General features: G+C 76.0%; 17 protein-coding genes and 1 other RNA gene. 11 read left to right on the top strand and 7 right to left on the bottom strand.

Annotated elements, in window-relative coordinates; genetic code table 11:
* Positions 1-144: 144 nt before the first annotated feature.
* The 4 genes from ACZ462_RS07600 to ACZ462_RS07615 all read left to right on the top strand — a co-directional run bounded on the left by ACZ462_RS07600 (position 145) and on the right by ACZ462_RS07615 (position 3,509).
* On the top strand, positions 145-1,002 hold the full coding sequence (locus ACZ462_RS07600) for a Nif3-like dinuclear metal center hexameric protein (protein WP_467804818.1): 858 nt from the start codon (positions 145-147) through the stop codon (positions 1,000-1,002).
* Entirely contained in the window at positions 999-1,742 is a 744-nt protein-coding gene (locus ACZ462_RS07605; protein ID WP_260615538.1) for a zinc ribbon domain-containing protein, read from the top strand. The genes ACZ462_RS07600 and ACZ462_RS07605 overlap by 4 nt, the downstream gene beginning before the upstream one ends.
* The gene (locus ACZ462_RS07610) at positions 1,742-3,091 is read left to right on the top strand and encodes a bifunctional RNase H/acid phosphatase (RefSeq protein ID WP_467804816.1); all 1,350 of its coding nucleotides are present in this window, start codon (positions 1,742-1,744) and stop codon (positions 3,089-3,091) included. The genes ACZ462_RS07605 and ACZ462_RS07610 overlap by 1 nt, the downstream gene beginning before the upstream one ends.
* Positions 3,092-3,224: 133 nt before the next feature.
* Positions 3,225-3,509, top strand: coding sequence for a DUF6087 family protein (locus ACZ462_RS07615; RefSeq protein WP_467804815.1), 285 nt, complete (start codon positions 3,225-3,227; stop codon positions 3,507-3,509).
* A 134-nt stretch (positions 3,510-3,643) separates the two neighbouring features.
* Here ACZ462_RS07615 and yaaA read toward each other — a convergent pair whose 3' ends face one another.
* Complete coding sequence (gene yaaA / locus ACZ462_RS07620; RefSeq protein WP_467804992.1) at positions 3,644-4,444, bottom strand: peroxide stress protein YaaA; 801 nt, start codon at positions 4,442-4,444, stop codon at positions 3,644-3,646.
* 100 nt (positions 4,445-4,544) lie between these two features.
* Between yaaA and ACZ462_RS07625 the strand changes: the two genes are divergently transcribed.
* Positions 4,545-5,993 (top strand): RNB domain-containing ribonuclease, encoded by a 1,449-nt coding sequence (locus tag ACZ462_RS07625; protein ID WP_467804814.1) that lies wholly within the window; start codon positions 4,545-4,547, stop codon positions 5,991-5,993.
* Here the strand turns inward: ACZ462_RS07625 and ACZ462_RS07630 are convergent.
* Positions 5,974-6,717, bottom strand: a complete 744-nt coding sequence (locus ACZ462_RS07630; protein ID WP_467882554.1) for a hypothetical protein — start codon at positions 6,715-6,717, stop codon at positions 5,974-5,976. The two genes, ACZ462_RS07625 and ACZ462_RS07630, sit on opposite strands and share 20 nt — an antisense overlap.
* Positions 6,718-6,763: 46 nt before the next feature.
* On the opposite strand from ACZ462_RS07630, the gene rnpB reads away from it, so the two are divergent.
* Positions 6,764-7,165: RNase P RNA component class A (gene rnpB, locus ACZ462_RS07635), an RNA gene on the top strand.
* Positions 7,166-7,248: 83 nt separating this feature from the next.
* Here rnpB and ACZ462_RS07640 read toward each other — a convergent pair.
* Both ACZ462_RS07640 and ACZ462_RS07645 read right to left on the bottom strand, forming a co-directional pair.
* Positions 7,249-7,983 carry a bifunctional DNA primase/polymerase gene (locus tag ACZ462_RS07640; protein ID WP_467804811.1) on the bottom strand — a complete coding sequence of 245 codons (735 nt, stop codon included), beginning with the start codon at positions 7,981-7,983 and terminating at the stop codon, positions 7,249-7,251.
* A 196-nt stretch (positions 7,984-8,179) separates the two neighbouring features.
* Positions 8,180-8,812 (bottom strand): TetR/AcrR family transcriptional regulator, encoded by a 633-nt coding sequence (locus ACZ462_RS07645; RefSeq protein WP_467804810.1) that lies wholly within the window; start codon positions 8,810-8,812, stop codon positions 8,180-8,182.
* 108 nt (positions 8,813-8,920) lie between these two features.
* On the opposite strand from ACZ462_RS07645, the gene ddaH reads away from it, so the two are divergent.
* Entirely contained in the window at positions 8,921-9,751 is an 831-nt protein-coding gene (gene ddaH, locus ACZ462_RS07650) for a dimethylargininase (RefSeq protein WP_467804809.1), read from the top strand.
* Positions 9,752-9,805: 54 nt separating this feature from the next.
* Here the strand turns inward: ddaH and ACZ462_RS07655 are convergent, their stop codons facing one another.
* A complete protein-coding gene (locus ACZ462_RS07655) occupies positions 9,806-10,807 on the bottom strand; it encodes a small ribosomal subunit Rsm22 family protein (protein WP_467804807.1) in 1,002 nt (333 codons plus the stop codon).
* A 32-nt stretch (positions 10,808-10,839) separates the two neighbouring features.
* Positions 10,840-12,255 (bottom strand): multidrug effflux MFS transporter, encoded by a 1,416-nt coding sequence (locus ACZ462_RS07660; RefSeq protein WP_467804806.1) that lies wholly within the window; start codon positions 12,253-12,255, stop codon positions 10,840-10,842.
* 107 nt (positions 12,256-12,362) lie between these two features.
* Here ACZ462_RS07660 and ACZ462_RS07665 point away from each other — a divergent pair, with 107 nt between their 5' ends.
* The 4 genes from ACZ462_RS07665 (at position 12,363) to ACZ462_RS07680 (ending at position 15,385) form a co-directional block, all read left to right on the top strand.
* On the top strand, positions 12,363-13,124 hold the full coding sequence (locus ACZ462_RS07665; protein ID WP_467804804.1) for an SDR family oxidoreductase: 762 nt from the start codon (positions 12,363-12,365) through the stop codon (positions 13,122-13,124).
* Between the two features lie 65 nt (positions 13,125-13,189).
* Positions 13,190-14,053: a PhzF family phenazine biosynthesis protein gene (locus ACZ462_RS07670; RefSeq protein WP_467804803.1), complete on the top strand. Its 864-nt coding sequence runs from the start codon at positions 13,190-13,192 to the stop codon at positions 14,051-14,053.
* On the top strand, positions 14,050-14,625 hold the full coding sequence (locus ACZ462_RS07675) for a GNAT family N-acetyltransferase (protein ID WP_467804802.1): 576 nt from the start codon (positions 14,050-14,052) through the stop codon (positions 14,623-14,625). The genes ACZ462_RS07670 and ACZ462_RS07675 overlap by 4 nt, the downstream gene beginning before the upstream one ends.
* 88 nt (positions 14,626-14,713) lie before the next feature.
* The gene (locus ACZ462_RS07680) at positions 14,714-15,385 is read left to right on the top strand and encodes a PhzF family phenazine biosynthesis protein (protein ID WP_467804801.1); all 672 of its coding nucleotides are present in this window, start codon (positions 14,714-14,716) and stop codon (positions 15,383-15,385) included.
* On the opposite strand, the gene ACZ462_RS07685 is transcribed toward ACZ462_RS07680, so the two are convergent.
* Entirely contained in the window at positions 15,375-16,022 is a 648-nt protein-coding gene (locus tag ACZ462_RS07685) for a biliverdin-producing heme oxygenase (protein ID WP_467804800.1), read from the bottom strand. The genes ACZ462_RS07680 and ACZ462_RS07685 overlap by 11 nt on opposite strands.
* Positions 16,023-16,132 lie beyond the last annotated feature (110 nt).

Below are 16,132 nucleotides of genomic sequence, written 5' to 3' on the forward strand. Positions count from 1 at the left end.
ACGACCTCCCCGGCTTCACCCTTAAGGGTGGCCGGGCGCCGTTTCCCGCCGGGCCGCACCGCCGCCTGTGCTGCCCGCCGGGGGCCGGCGGCCGGGCACCGCGGGCGGACCTTTTCGTTTCCGTACGGACGGTAGCCTTGGCCTGTGCCCCGTCTCTCTGAAGTCATCGCCGCGCTGGACGCTCTCTGGCCCCCCTCGCGGGCCGAGCAGTGGGACGCGGTCGGAACCGTCTGCGGCGACCCCGATGCCGAGGTCGCGCGGGTCCTGTTCGCGGTCGACCCCGTGCAGGAGGTCGTCGAGGAGGCGGTGAAGCTGGGCGCCGACCTGCTCGTCACCCACCACCCCCTCTACCTCCGCGGCACGACCACGGTCTCCGCCGGCACCTTCAAGGGCCGCGCCGTGCACACGCTGATCAAGAACGACATCGCGCTGCACGTCGCCCACACCAACGCCGACACGGCCGACCCCGGCGTCTCCGACGCGCTCGCCGGCGCGCTCGACCTGCGGATCACCGGCCCGCTGGTGCCGGACCCGACCGACCCGCAGGGCCGCCGCGGCCTCGGCCGGATCTGCGAACTCGACCACCCGGAGACGCTCCGCGAGTTCGCGGCGCGCGCCGCCGCCCGGCTGCCGCGCACCGCGCAGGGCATCCGCGTCGCCGGCGACCCCGACATGACCGTCCGCACCGTCGCCGTCAGCGGCGGCTCCGGCGACAGCCTGTTCGCGCAGGTACGGGCGGCCGGCGTGGACGTCTTCCTCACCGCCGACCTGCGCCACCACCCGGCGTCCGAGGCCCGCGAGCAGAGCCCGCTCGCGCTCGTCGACGCCGCCCACTGGGCCACCGAGTGGCCCTGGTGCGAGCAGGCCGCGGCCCAGCTCGACTCCGTCTCCGAGCGGCACGGCTGGGGCCTGCGCACCCATGTGTCCCGCACGGTCACCGACCCCTGGACGGCGCACGCGCCGTCCGCAACCTCCCCGACTACCCCTGGAGCCCCCAACTGAACGCCGAGCCCGCCGACCAGATCCGACTCCTCGACGTCCAGGCCCTGGACGTGCGGCTGTCCCAGCTCGCCCACAAGCGGACGTCGCTGCCGGAGCACGCCGAGGTCGACTCGCTGACCAAGGACCTCTCCCAGCAGCGCGACCTGCTCGTGGCGGCGCAGACGCAGGCGAGCGACGCCGCCCGCGAGCAGACCAAGGCCGAGCAGGACGTCGACCAGGTCCGCCAGCGGGCCGCCCGCGACCAGCAGCGGCTCGACTCGGGCGCCGGCATGTCCCCGCGCGACCTGGCGAACCTGCAGAGCGAGGTCGTCTCGCTCGCCAAGCGCCAGGCCGACCTGGAGGACGTCGTCCTCGAGGTGATGGAGCGCCTGGAGGCCGCGCAGGAGCGGGTCGGCGAACTGACCGAGCGGGTCTCCGCCCTGGAGGCCAAGCTCGCCGACGCCACCTCGCGGCGCGACGCCGCCACCGGCGAACTCGACGCGGAGACCGCCCGCATCACGAAGGAGCGCGAGCTCGTCGCCGCCTCCCTCCCCGCGGACCTGGTGGCCCTGTACGAGAAGATCCGCGCCAAGCAGGGCGGCGTCGGCGCGGCCCGCCTGTACCAGCGCCGCTGCGAGGGCTGCCGGCTGGAGCTCGACATGGCCGAGGTCAACGAGATCAAGGCCGCGGCCGCGAACCGGGTCGTCCGGCACGACAACTGCGGCCGCATCCTGGTCCGTACGGCGGACTCGGGCATCTGATGCCCCGGCTGGTCGTGGAGGCGGACGGCGGATCCCGGGGCAACCCGGGGCCCGCCGGCTACGGCGCGGTCGTCCTGGACCCCGCGACGGGCGAGACGCTGGCGGAGCGCGCCGAGTACATCGGCGTCGCCACGAACAACGTGGCCGAGTACCGGGGCCTGATCGCCGGGTTGAAGGCCGCCCGCGAGCTGGACCCCGAGGCGGCGGTCGAGGTCCGCATGGACTCCAAGCTCGTCGTCGAGCAGATGTCGGGCCGCTGGAAGATCAAGCACCCCGACATGAAGCCGCTCGCGGCGGAGGCGGCGGCGGTCCTGCCGCGCGGCCGGGTGACGTACGAGTGGATCCCGCGCGAGCGGAACCGGCACGCCGACAGGCTCGCCAACGAGGCGATGGACGCGGGGCGGGCCGGCCGGCAGTGGGAGCCGTCCGCGTCCGCGGCCGCCCTGGACGCCTCGGCGGCCCGCACTCTGGCCACACCGCCCCCGGCGGGCCCGCCGGGCGACGCCACGGCAGGCGCCGCCGCGGTCCGCGCAGCCCTCGCCGCCTCGGCGGCGGCCGCGGGGTCCGCGTCCGCACCCGCGCCTGCCGCGGGGTCCGCTGCCGCGCCTGCCGCGGCGGCGCCGGGGACCGCCGCCCCCACGACCGCCGTCCTTCCGGCGCCGGCAGCCGAAGCGGGGCCGGCCGCCGCCGCGCCGAAGGCCGGCCGGGGCTGGGGCCCCGACCTCGGGCCCCCGTCGACGTTCGTCCTGCTCCGGCACGGCGAGACCGCCCTCACCCCGCAGAAGCGCTTCTCCGGCAGCGGCGGCAGCGACCCCGAACTGTCCCCCGCCGGCCGCCGGCAGGCCTACGCGGTGGCCGAGGCGCTGGCCGCGCGCGGCACCATCCAGACGGTCGTCAGCTCGCCGCTGCGCCGCTGCCGGGAGACCGCGCAGACGGTCGCCGACCGGCTCGGCCTCGCCGTCACCGTCGAAGAGGGCCTGCGCGAGGTCGACTTCGGCGCCTGGGAGGGGCTGACGTTCGGCGAGGTGCAGGAGCGCCACCCGGACGACCTCCAGGCCTGGCTGGACTCCCCGAAGGCCGCCCCGACGGGCGGCGGCGAGAGCTTCGCGGCCGCCACCCGGCGGATCTCCGCGGCCCGCGACCGGCTGCTGGCCGCGCACCGGGGCCGCACCGTGCTGCTGGTCACGCACGTCACCCCGGTGAAGATCCTGGTCCGCCTGGCCCTCGGCGCCCCGCCGGAGTCCCTGTTCCGCATGGAGCTGGCGGCGGCGTCCCTCTCCGCGGTCGCCTACTACGGCGACGGCAACGCCTCCCTCCGCCTCCTCAACGACACGTCCCACCTCCGCTGACCCCGCCCCCGGCGCGCCCCCGCGCGCGCCGGGGCGCGCAGGCCGCCGTACGGCGCCGCCGTGGCGACACCTTCTTGTGCAATGCCCGCAGGACCCCGCCGACGCCTCGCCGGGAGCCGCTACCCTCCGGGACATGGACGACGAACCGCTGTCCGAGTGGGCCGAGCGCCGAGACGCGAAGACCGGTCGTCTGCGGGCCGTGCCCCTCGCCCCCGGCGGCGGCCCGAGGGCGGCGCACGTCAACCCCGGTGCTCCGCGCGCGGTCGAGCGCTGGAACGGGCACACCTGGGAGCCGTACGCGTTCACGCCCGACCTCGCGGCGGCCAAGCGCCTCCTCTACCCCGAGGCCGACACCCCGCCCACCGGCCCCGCCGGCCCGCCCCTGGCCCCGGGCACCGGCCGCCACCGCAAGCCCTGATCTCCGCCGCCCCCCGCTCCGGACGGTCTCCCCCCGGCGGCGCCGGACGCCAGATGACCGGCGGACGGCCCGGCCGGGCCGTCCGCCACACGGTCCCGGCGCCGCCGACCCACGTCAGGCGGCGGTGCGGGCCGTCAGTGGATCTGGGTCACGACCACGTCGAGCGCCCACGGCCGTCCGCCCCGTGCAGGGGCTTCCCCCTCCACCGCGTACCCCAGCTCCCGCAGCGCCTCGACCAGCTCCGCCGGGTCCGCCGGTTCAGCCCCTGCGGCCAGGAGATCCCGTACCAGCCGCCCCTTGGTCGCCTTGTTGAAGTGGCTCACCACGGACCGCTTCTCCACGCCGTCCACGACCTGCGAGTGCAGCACCCGCACGGTGGCCGTCCTCCCCGCAACCTCCCCCTTCGGCTTCCAGGCGGACGCGTACGCCGCCGACCGCAGGTCCAGCACGAGCCCGTCCCCGGCGGCTTCCGGCATGGCCTCGGCCATCGGCTCCCGCCAGTACGCGCCGAGCGCGCCCAGCCCGGGCAGCTTGACGCCCATCGAGCACCGGTACGACGGAATCCGGTCGGTCACCCGCACGGCACCCCACAGGCCGGAGAAGACGAGCAGGGACCGCTCGGCCCGCGCCCGCGCCGCGGCGGGCAGGTCGGCGAGGCCGAGCGCGTCGTACAGCACGCCGGTGTACAGCTCCCCGGCGGGCAGCGCGGCCGCGTCCCGCAGCCCGGCGTTCTTCGCGACCTCCCCGCGGAGCCCTTCGCTCAGCCCGAGCACCTCGCGCGCCTTCGGCTCGTCGCCCGCGCACAGGTCGACGAGCTCGGCGAGTACGGCTTCCCGCGCCGCCGCCAGCCCCGGCAGCGACAGCGTCCCCGCGTCCAGCGGCGCGCCGGTCCCGCCGGCGGCCTTTCCCTCGGACGGCGGCAGCAGCACGAGCACGGTGTATCTCCTCAAGACCGGAACGGAAAGGGGATGCGGCCCCGCCCCAGCGTAGACCGCTCGCCGTGCCGCCCCCGCCGTCCCGCCCTACGCTCGACCCATGCCACGCCGTCATCTGCACATGACCGGCGCAGACGGGGCTGCCCTGCGGGCCGCGCTGCGCGACCTGCGGGCCAGGCTGGACGTGCCGCGGGAGTTCCCGCCGCCGGTGCTGGCCGAGGCGGAGCAGGCCGTACGCACCCCCCGCCTCCCGGACGAGGACGCGACCGACCTCCCCCTGTTCACGATCGACCCGCCGTCCTCCCGCGACCTGGACCAGGCGATGCACCTGGCCCGCCGCGCCGGCGGCGGGTACGCCGTCCACTACGCCATCGCGGACCCGGCCGCCTTCGTCACCCCGGGCGGGCCCGTCGACGCGGAGGCGCACCGCCGGGTCACCACCCTGTACTTCCCGGACGGGCGCGTCCCGCTGCTCCCGCCGGCCCTGTCCGAGGGCGCGGCCAGCCTGCTGCCCGGCCAGACCTGCCCGGCCCTGCTGTGGCGGCTCGACCTGGACTCCGCGGGCCGGGTGGAGCGCACGGGGATCCGCCGGGCCCTGGTCCGCAGCCGGGCCCGCCTCGACGGCGAAGGGGCGCAGCAGGCGATCGACTCCGGCACCGCGGAGGAGCCGCTGGCGCTGCTGCGCGAGGTGGGCCGGCTGCGGGAGGAGCAGGAGCGCGAGCGGGGCGGGGTGTCCCTGAACGTGCCCGAGCAGGAGATCGTCGCGCACGACGGCTCGTACGGCCTGGCCTACCGCGCCCCGCTGCCCGCGGACGGCTGGAACGCGCAGGTGTCCCTCATGACCGGGATGGCCGCCGCCGACCTGATGCTGGCCTCCGGGACGGGCGTCCTGCGCACCCTGCCGACGGCCCCCGACGGGGCGGTGGGCCGGCTGCGGCGCGCCGCGCAGGCCCTGGGGATCGACTGGCCGCACCACGTCCCGTACGCCGAGCTGGTCCGCTCCCTGGACGCGCACCGGCCGGCGCACGCCGCGTTCCTGCAGGAGTGCACGGCCCTGCTGCGGGGCGCCGGATACACGGTCTTCACCGGCGGCGCGCCCGACGGGCCGGTCGTGCACGCGGCGGTCGCGGCGCCGTACGCGCACTGCACCGCGCCCCTGCGCCGCCTCGCCGACCGCTACACGGCCGAGCTGTGCCTGGCCGCGGCGAGCGGGGCCGGGGCCCCGCAGTGGGTGCTGGCGGGCCTGGAGGAGCTGCCGCGGCGCATGGCGGGCGGCATGCGCCAGGCCAACACGGTGGAGCGGGAGTGCGTGGACCTCGTGGAGGCGGCCCTGATGAAGGACCGCGTCGGGGAGGCCTTCGACGCGGTGGTGATCGACACCGACGACCGCGACGCCCGCTCAGGGACGGTCCACCTGGCCGAGCCGGCGGTCGTCGGCCGCGTGGAGTCCCCGACCGGCGACCTCCCGCTGGGCGACCGCATCCGCGTACGCCTCACGCGGGCGGACCCGGGCCGCGCCAAGATCCTGTTCACCGCGGATCCGGCGTGACCGCAGGACCCTGCAGGGCGGCGACGAGGGCGCGCGGATCATCGGCGTGGAAGCGGACCGTACGGGCCGCGCCCCGCGCGCCCAGCGGCCGGGTGAAGCCGACGGGCCGGGACAGTTCGACGGTCACGGTGGTCTGGCCGCCGACGACCAGGTCGAGCACCCCGTCCTCGGACAGGTCCACCAGCCGGCCCTGCGGGTAGCGGCGGTCCACGCGGGCCGAGGCGATGGCGTCCGCCGGGACGGCCAGGTCGAACAGGGCGCCGTAGCGCAGCCGCAGCGAGCCGTCGGCGCCGACGACGTGCGGGCGGGTCACGCACGCGGCGTGCATCCCGAGGAGGAACAGCACCGCGTACACGTCGAGGACGAGCACCGCGCGGTGCACGACCGGCCACGGGATGAGCAGGGCGAGCACGACGGTCTCGACGAGCGAGACGAACACCATCCCGTACACCATCGCGGTCTGCGGCCCGGTGTACGCGGCCGGCAGGCCGCCCGCGGCGACACCGTGCGGGGGGCGGCGCAGCACCCACCGCACGAGACAGGCCCCGGTCCGCAGCTCGTGCAGCAGCAGCCGGCGCGCGGCGGCGGGGACGACGGCCCGCACCGCGGCCCGCAGGGCCTCACCCGGGACGGCGCCGCGGGCACGCTCGGCGGCGTACAGCGACCGCAGCACCCACGCCTCCAGCAGCAGGACGGCGGCGGCGAAAGCTTGCCGTTGCGGCAAGGTCAAGCGGCGGCGCGGGGCCGGGTAGCATGGTCGGCACGGCAGACGAGCCGGCCGGACGGCCGCGTCGGGATCCCCGGATCCCGCCGAGGAACGTCCGGGCTCCACAGGGCAGGGTGGTGGGTAACGCCCACCCGGGGTGACCCGCGGGACAGTGCCACAGAAAACAGACCGCCGGGGGCTTCGGCCTCCGGTAAGGGTGAAACGGTGGTGTAAGAGACCACCAGCGCCTGGGGTGACCCAGGCGGCTAGGTAAACCCCACTCGGAGCAAGGTCAAAAGGAGCCGTCCCCGGACGGCTCTGCGCGGACGATCGAGGGCTGCCCGCCCGAGTCCGCGGGTAGACCGCACGAGGCCGGCGGCAACGCCGGTCCTAGATGGATGGCCGTCTCCCCGGCGGCCGCGAGGCCGCCGGGTGACAGAACCCGGCGTACAGGCCGACTCGTCTGCCGCCTGCACCGCCTGACCCGGGAAAGCCCTCGGGCCAGGGCGGTCTCCACCGGCCTTCACGACCCGCGCCTCCCCGGTTTTCTCAGTGGTGGAGGGGCCAGGCCTCGGTCGGGGCGGCGGCGTGTTCCGCGCAGGCGTCCGTCAGGGTTTCCAGGAGGGTCAGCGGGTCCGGCAGGGGGTGTTCCATGCCGCGGACCCATGCCACCGCGTGGTCGCCCGGGAGGGCTGCCGGGGGGACGAGGACGTAGCTGCCGCGGCAGTGCCAGCGCAGGCCCGGGTGTTCGTCCATGGTCTCCGGGTGGCAGTCCAGTTCGCACGGCCACCACTCGTCCTCGTCCTCGGGGGTGCCGCGGGTGGCGGTGAAGAAGAGCATGCGGGCCTGGTCGCCCGTGCCGCCCGACTCGGCGACCGGGCCGACGTCGATGCCGGCGGCGAGGAGGCGTTCGAGGGCCTTGGCGCCGGCTTCCAGCGGGACGTCGAGGACGTCGTGGACCATGCCGGTCGCGGTGATGAAGTTGGCCTGCGGCTGGTTGCGCGCCCAGCGTTCGATCTGCGCCCGGTCGGTGGTCGACTGGGTCTGCCAGGCGAAGGAGAGGGGGTGCCGCGCCGGGGTGGGACAGCCGATCCGGTCGCAGGAGCACCGGTAGCCGACCGGGTGGGCGGCGGGAGCGAGCGGCAGGCCCGCGGCGGCCGCGGAGAGCAGGAGTGCCTCGCGTACCCGGCCGGGGTCCTCCGGTGCGGACTTCGGGCGCCGGCGCAGCCACTGCGAGATCCTGCTCTGCTCGCCGCGTTTGACGCGGCCGGACTCAGACCCCATCTATCCCCTCACCTCAGCGTTGGCCCCGGCAGACCCTGACATCGTCCCACCATCCTGCGGTCCGGGTGACCGCTCTCCTCAAGGACGGGTCCCTGCTCGGAGCCCGGAATATCGCCATTTAGGTGGTGGAATCCGGTCATTCACATGTCGGGGGGTGCGGGGGGCGGCGTCGGTGACGTTCGCCACCCCCGGCTGGTCACCCGGTTTCCGGGGCCGGGGCGAGGCCCGCCACCACGCGGTCGACGACCTCGTCCGCGAAGGCGTGGGTCAGGGGGCCGGTGCGCAGCAGCCACCGGTAGGTGAGGGGACCCAGCAGCATCTCCACCGCCACCCGCAGGTCGGTGCGGGGGTCGATGAGCCCGGTGTCGCGGGCGGACCGCAGGCGCTCCTCGTAGAGGGCGAGCTGGGGCTCCAGCAGCTGCTCCGTGAAGCGGGCGCCGAGGTCGGGGTCGGTGGCCCCGGCGGCGGTGAGGGCGCGCGCGGGCGCCGCGTACTTCTCGTCGGCCAACTCGTCGACGGTCGCCCGCATGACGGTCTTCAGGTCGGCGGCGAGGTCGCCGGTGTCGGGGAAGCCGGTCCAGCCGCCCCCGTCCGCGGCCTCGCCGGAGAGCGTGAGCGAGGCGTCCAGCAGGACGGCCGCCTTCGACGGCCACCACCGGTAGATCGTCTGCTTGCCGACCCCGGCGCGGGCCGCGATCGCCTCGACGGTCAGCTTGTTGTAGCCCACCTCGCCGACCAGGGCGAGGGCCGCGTCGAGGATGGCCCGCCGGGAGCGCTCGCTGCGGCGGCTCGCGTCGGGGGCCTTCGCGTCAGGGTTCTTGCTGGTCATTCGGACAAATTACCAACCGGAACGTCTCGTCTTTCAGTCAATGTGCGAACCACCCGGTCAGTCCACTGCGCGGTGCCCCCGGAGGAGAGACGATTCCCCCACCAGTCCGTGAGTCGTGAGGAGCCTTCTTTGCGCAGAGACGCCACACCCCGGCGCTACCTGATGTGCCCACCGGCGCACTTCAAGGTCACGTACTCCATCAACCCGTGGATGGACCCCGCGAAACCGGTGGACCTCCCCCTGGCCATGGCCCAGTGGGAAGACCTCAGGGACCGCTACCTCGCCCTCGGGCACACCGTCGAGACCCTGGAACCGCACCCGGGCCTCCCCGACATGGTCTTCGCCGCGAACGGCGCCGTCGTCATCGACGGCCGGGTCCTCGGCGCCCGGTTCGCGCACGCGGAGCGCACCGGCGAGGCGGAGATCCACCGCGCCTGGTTCCGCTCGCACGGCTTCCGGGACGTCCACGAGCCGGCCCACGTCAACGAGGGCGAGGGCGACTTCGCCGTCACGGCCAGCTGGATCCTGGCCGGGCGGGGCTTCCGCTCCAGCCCGCTCTCCCACGACGAGGCGCAGGAGTTCTTCGGCCGGCCCGTCATCGGACTGGACCTGGTCGACCCGCGGTACTACCACCTCGACACCGCGCTGTGCGTCCTGGACGGCGACGAGGTGATGTACCACCCGGAGGCGTTCTCCCCGGGCAGCCGGGCCGTGCTGCGGCGGCTCTTCCCCGACGCGCTGATCGCGGGCGCCGAGGACGCGGCCGCGCTCGGGCTGAACGCGGTCAGCGACGGACGGCACGTCCTGCTGCCGCAGGCGGCCGCCGGGCTGTTCCGCCCGCTGCGGGAGCGGGGCTTCGAGCCGGTGCCGATGGACCTGGGCGAGCTGCTCAAGGGCGGCGGCAGCGTGAAGTGCTGCACGCAGGAGCTGCGGATGTAGGGGGAGCGGCGTCCCGTCCGCGGGCCGCCGTGTCCCGGTCTCCGGCCGCGGGTGTCAGCCCGCGGCCGGGGGCCACTCCCGGCCCCACTCCGCGTCCCGTGCCCGCTTGTAGAGGTCGCCGTGCCGCTTCGTCACGGTGGCCCGGACCAGGCCCTCGGCTTCGGGCCCGCACAGGTCGAGCAGGACGAGGCCCTTGCGGATCTGGGGCCTGCGCGTGATCCGGGCGGCGGCCGGCTCCGCCGGGAAGCGGGTGGCCGCCACGTAGCTGAACTTCTCGTCCTCGTACGGCAGCGAGCCGCCCTTGACCTGCCGGTGCAGCGAGGAGCGGCTGACCCGCGCCGAGAAGTGGCACCAGTCCTCGCCGACGCCGATCGGGCAGGTCCCGTCGTGCGGGCAGGGCGCGGCGACGTGCAGGCCGGCCGCGATCAGCTGGTCGCGGGCCTCGCGGATGCGCAGGTAGCCCTCGGGCGTGCCCGGCTCGATCAGGACGACGGCCTGCCCGGCGCGGGCGGCTTCGGCGACGACGGCGCGCCGGGCCTCCGGGGTGAGCTCCCCGAGGACGTACGAGACGGTGACGAGGTCCGCGGCGGGCAGGGCGAGGGCCGAGCCGATGACGGCACGCCGCCACTCGGCGCCCCGCAGGACCGGCGAGCCGGACGCCCCGGCCAGTTCGCGGCCGAGGGCGAGCGCGGGCTCCGCCCAGTCCAGGACGGTCGTCCCGCGCGGGCCGTCCCAGGTGGCGTCGACCGCCCAGGTCGCCGCACCGGTGCCGCCGCCGACGTCCACGTGGGAGCCGGGCGTCCAGTCCGGGGCGGCCTCGGCGAGGCCGGCGAGCGCGGAGCGGACCGCCTCGAAGGTGGCGGGCATCCGGTACGCCGCGTACGCCGCCACGTCGGAGCGGTCCCGCAGGACGGGGGCGTCGGTCGGGGTGCGCCCCCGGTAGTTGGCGATCAGCCGCTCGACGGCGGCCGCGGCCTGCTTCGGCGGCAGCCCGTCGAGGAGTCCGGCCAGCGCGGACCGGAGGGTTTCGGCGGTGGTGGGGGCGGAGGCGTTCACCTGCGAAGTTTACGGCGCCCCCGGCCCCCGGCTCACGCCGCGGCGGCGGCACCCCGGTTGCGCCAGGGCCGGCACAGGCCGAGGAAGCAGCCCGCGGCGAGGAGCGAGCAGCAGACCTGGACCACCGCCATGGGCACGGCGGTGTCCTCCCCGGCGATGCCGACGAGCGGCGAGGCGGCCGCGCCGACGAGGAAGGAGGAGGTGCCGAGCAGCGCCGACGCCGATCCGGCGGCCTGCGGGGTGCGCATCAGGGCCAGCGCGTTGGTGTTCGGCAGGACCAGGCCCATCGCGGACATCAGCACGAACAGGGCTGCGGCGACCGGCGCCAGCCCGACCGGGCCGAACGCGCCCGCCGACATCAGCAGCAGGGCGGCGGACGCGGCGACGGTGACGGCGATCCCGCAGGCGAGGACCTTGTCGAGGCTGACACGGCCGACGAGCAGCTTGCCGTTGACCTGCCCGGCGACGATCAGGCCGACCGAGTTGAGGCCGAACAGCAGGCTGAACGTCTGCGCGGAGGCCCCGTGGATCTCCTGGACGACGAACGGGGAGGCCGCGATGTACGCGAACAGCGTGGCGAAGGCGAAGCCGCCGGCCAGCACGTACCCGGCGAAGACGCGGTCGCCCAGCAGCCCGCGCATGGTCCGCAGGGCGGCGCCGACCCCGCCGGTGTGCCGCTGCGCCGGCGGCAGCGTCTCGTCGAGGCGGCGCCACACGAGGAGGGTGAGGGCGAGGCCGACGGCGGCGAGGACGACGAAGACGCCGCGCCAGTCGGCGAAGCGGAGCACCTGGGCCCCGATGAGGGGGGCGACGATGGGCGCCACCCCGGAGATCAGCATCAGGCTGGAGAAGAACTTCGCCATCTCCACGCCCTCGTACAGGTCGCGGACGACGGCGCGGGCGATGACGATGCCGGCGGACCCGGCCAGGCCCTGGAGCAGGCGGAAGCCGATCAGCAGCTCGGCGGTCGGGGCGAGCGCGCAGACGGCGGTCGCGAGGACGTAGAGGGCCATGCCGGCGAGGAGCGGCCGGCGGCGGCCCCACTTGTCGCTCATCGGGCCGATGACGAGCTGGCCGAGGGCCATGCCGGCGAGGCAGGCGGTCAGGGTGAGCTGGATGGTGGCGGCGGGGCTGGACAGGGCGGACGCGACCTCCGGCAGGGCCGGCAGGTACATGTCCATGGAGAGCGGGGGGAGGGCGCTGAGCCCGCCGAGGACGACCATGACGAGCAGCCCGGTGCGGCGGGCGGCGGCGATGCCGCCGCGCGGGGCGGGCGCGGCCTCCGGGCGCGGGGCCGGGAGGGCTGCGCCGGCGCGGCCGGGGCCGGAGTCGGAGCCGGAGCCCGGGGCGGGGGCCGGGCGGGGGTCGGGGGTGGAAGCGGTCGGCGCGGCGGGCGGCGTCTTCGGCGACGGCTCGTGCGCGGCCGTCGCAGGCCCTGTCTCCGGCATGCGGACTCCAGTCTTCTCGTCGTCTTTTCACACCCCTGGCCGGTCCATGCTCTCAGCCGGCGGAACGTCCTCCGGCGCGCCCGGCTCCTGCCGTACCCTGCGGCCCCATGAACGCACCTGGCAAGAAGACCGCCGTGGTCACCGGGGCCGGCTCCGGCATCGGCCGCTCCGTCGCCCTCGCCCTCGCCGGCGCCGGATGGGCCGTGGCCGCCGCCGGCCGCCGGGCCGCCCCGCTGGAGGAGACCGCGCGGGCGGCCGGGCCCGGGGCGGACGTGCTGTGCGTCCCCGCCGACGTGACCTCCCCGCAGGATGTCGCCGCACTCTTCGCGGCCGTCCGCGAGCGGTACGGCCGCCTCGACCTCCTCTTCAACAACGCGGGCACCTTCGGCCCCGGCGGCGTGCCCCTGGAGGACCTCGCGTACGAGGACTGGCGGCGGGTCGTGGACGTCAACCTCACCGGCTCCTTCCTGTGCGCGCAGGCCGCTTTCCGGCAGATGAAGGAGCAGGACCCGCAAGGAGGCCGCATCATCAACAACGGCTCCGTCTCCGCGCACGCCCCCCGGCCCCACTCGGTCGCGTACACGGCGACCAAGCACGCCATGACCGGCCTGACGAAGTCGCTCTCCCTGGACGGGCGCCCGTACCGGATCGCCTGCGGGCAGATCGACATCGGCAACGCGGCCACCGAGATGACCGAGCGGATGCAGACCGGGATCCTCCAGGCGAACGGGCAGCTCGCGGCGGAGCCCGTGATGGACGCCGCCGACGTGGCCCGCACCGTGCTGCACATGGCGGAGCTGCCGCTGGAGGCGAACGTGCAGTTCGCGACGGTGATGGCGACCGCCATGCCGTACATCGGGCGCGGCTGAGCGGGCCCCGCCGGGGGTGCCGCGGGCCGGGAATGCGCCGCGGCGCAGCGCAGTTGAGCCACAGCATGACGACCGAGGTACTGCGCTACACCGCTTTCTCCGACGACCCCGCGGGCGGCAACCCCGCCGGGGTCGTGCCCGATGCGAGCGGCCTGGACGACTCCGCGATGCTGCGGATCGCCGCCGAACTGGGCTACAGCGAGACCGCGTTCCTGACGGGGCCGCCGCAGGGCCTCGACGGCCCGCCCGGCCGGACCTTCACGCTCCGCTTCTTCAGCCCGAAGGCCGAGGTGTCCTTCTGCGGGCACGCGACCGTCGCCGCGTCCGTCGCGCTGGCCGAGCGGATCGGCCCGGGGGAGCTGGTCTTCGCCACCCCGGCCGGCACCGTGCCCGTCTCGGTCGCCGACACCGGTCGCGGCCTGCGCGCCGTCCTGACCAGCGTCGAACCGCACACCGAGGACATCGCCGGCGCCGACCTCGCCGAGGCGCTGGCCGCCCTGGACTGGCCGGCGGCCGACCTGGACCCCGCCCTCCCGCCGCGGATCGCCTTCGCCGGGGCCCGCCACCTCGTCCTCGGCGCCGCCACCCGCGCCCGCCTCGCCGACCTGGACTACGACTTCACCCGGCTGGAGGCGCTGATGCAGCGCCTGGACCTCACCACCGTGCAGCTGGTGCACCGGGCCGGCCCGGACACCTTCCACGTACGGGACCCCTTCCCGGTCGGCGGCGTCGTCGAGGACCCCGCCACCGGGGCCGCCGCGGCCGCCTTCGGCGCGTACGCCCGCGAGGCGGGGCTCGTACCGGAGGAGGCCGTCCTCACCCTCCACCAGGGCGAGGACATGGGCCGCCCCGGCGTGCTGACGGTGGAGCTGCGGCCCGGCGACCCCCGGGTGCGGGTCGGCGGCGCGGGCGTCCGGATCCCCGCATGACGGCGACGGTCGCAGCCTGGCCGGAGGCCGATCTGCCGGCCGGCCTCGCGGCGCAGGTCGCCGAGCTGGAGGCGCAGGCCTGGCCGGGCGCCGCCGCCGGGCACGATCCGGCGCTCGCCCCGCGGACCCTGCTGCTGCTCGACGCCTCGGGGACGGTCCTCGCGTCGCTGGCGCTGCTGTACAAGCGGGTCCGGCACGCGGGGCGGACCTACCGCGCGGCCGGGCTGAGTTCCGTCGTCACCCGGGAGGCGGTGCGCGGCCGCGGGTACGGGGGCCGGCTGGTCGCGGCCGCGCGGGCGGCGCTGGCAGCCGACCCGGCCGTGGACATAGTGCTGTTCAGCTGCGACCGGCCGCTCGCCGGGTTCTACGAGGCGGCCGGGTTCACCCGCCTGCCCGGGGCCGTGCTGGTGGGCGGCACGCCGGCGGAGCCGCTGGCCACGGACGCGCCCGGCTTCGACAAGGAGGTGCTCGGCTACTTCCCGCCGCGCGCCGGCGGCCGCACCGGGCGGCCCGAGGACTTCGCGGGGACCCGCATCGCCCTCCATCCGGGGGCGGTCGACCGGCTCTGGTAGCCGGCCCCGGGCGCCGCCGCCGTGGGCGCCGTCCGGGGGGCCCGGCGGCGGCGCGCAGCCCGCGGCCGGGCCGTGCTTGAATGCCCGCGTGAACGATCTCGACGTACTCAGGGTCTTCTGCGCGGGCGACGGGCGGTTCGGCAACCTGCTCGGCGTCGTCCGCGACGGCCGCACCTGCCCGGACGATGCGTCGCGGCAGGCCCTCGCCGCCGGACTCGGCTACAGCGAGACGGTGTTCGTCGACGACCCCGAGCGCGGGGTCGTCGACATCCGCACTCCGGGCACCCGGATGGCGTTCGCCGGGCACCCGCTGGTCGGGGTCGCCTGGCTGCTGGACATCGAGGAGCTGGAGCCGCCGGCCGGGCCCGTGTGGGCCCGCGACGACGGCGAGTTCACCTGGATCACGGTCCGGCCGGAGTGGGTCGAGGGCAAGCGAAGCCAGCAGTACGGGACGCCCGGGGAGGTCGACGCGCTGCCCGCCCCGCCGCCCGGCGAGGGCTGGCTCTACGCGTGGGCCTGGGAGGACGAGGCCGCGGGCCGGGTCCGCGCCCGCGGCTTCCCGCGGCGGCCCGACGGGGTCATCGCCGAGGACGAGGCCACCGGCTCGGCCGCGGCCCTGCTGACGGCGCAGCTCAACCGCGCCCTCAACATCAACCAGGGCGCCGGCTCGCAGATCCTCACCGCGCCCGGACCCGACGGCACCGTCGAGATCGGCGGGCGCGTCCGCTTCGCCGCCCCGCCCCAGCCGGTCAGGCGCTGAGCGGGAACTCCGCGCCCAGCTCGCGGAAGACGGCCCCGTTGTAGTCGAAGGCCCGCTTGCACTCGTCGATGATGCGCTGCTTCTCCAGGTCGTCCGCGGCGATCGCGTCGAGGAGCTCGCGGTACTCGCGCTTGAAGGCGGCCGGGTTGGAGATGTCCGCGAAGACGTAGAAGCGGACGCCGTCGCCCTTGCGTGCGAAGCCCCACGTCCGCTCCGCCTTGTCGCGGATGATCTGGCCGCCGGAGAGGTCGCCCAGGTAGCGGGTGTAGTGGTGGGCGACGTACCCGCCCGGCCAGGTGGCCGCGCATGCGGCGACCCGGTCCGCGTACGCCCGCGTGGCGGGCAGCGCCACCAGCGTCTCGCGCCAGGACGGGCCCCGCAGGTACGCCAGGTCGCGCTCGATCTCGGCGACGCGCAGCAGCTCCGGACGGATGAACGGCCCCGCCACCGGGTCGTCCGCGAGGGCCTCGGCCGCGTCCTCCAGGGCCCGGTACACGAACCACAGCTGCTCGGTGTAGCGGGCGTACGCGTCGACTCCGAGCCGGCCGCCGAGCAGGTCGCTCATGAAGGAGGAGGACTCGGCCTCGGTGTGCTGCTCGTGCGACGCGACGCGGATGGCCGTGGAGAAGGCGTCCAAGACAGACCTCCGGGAAGGGGGGGACCGGGGGTGGGGGGGGGGGGGGACCCGCCCCCCCCCCCCCCCCCCCACCACCCCCCCCCCCCCCTCTCCCCCCCCCTCTTTTTTTC

It is taken from the genome of Streptomyces sp. NPDC031121, assembly GCF_055570615.1.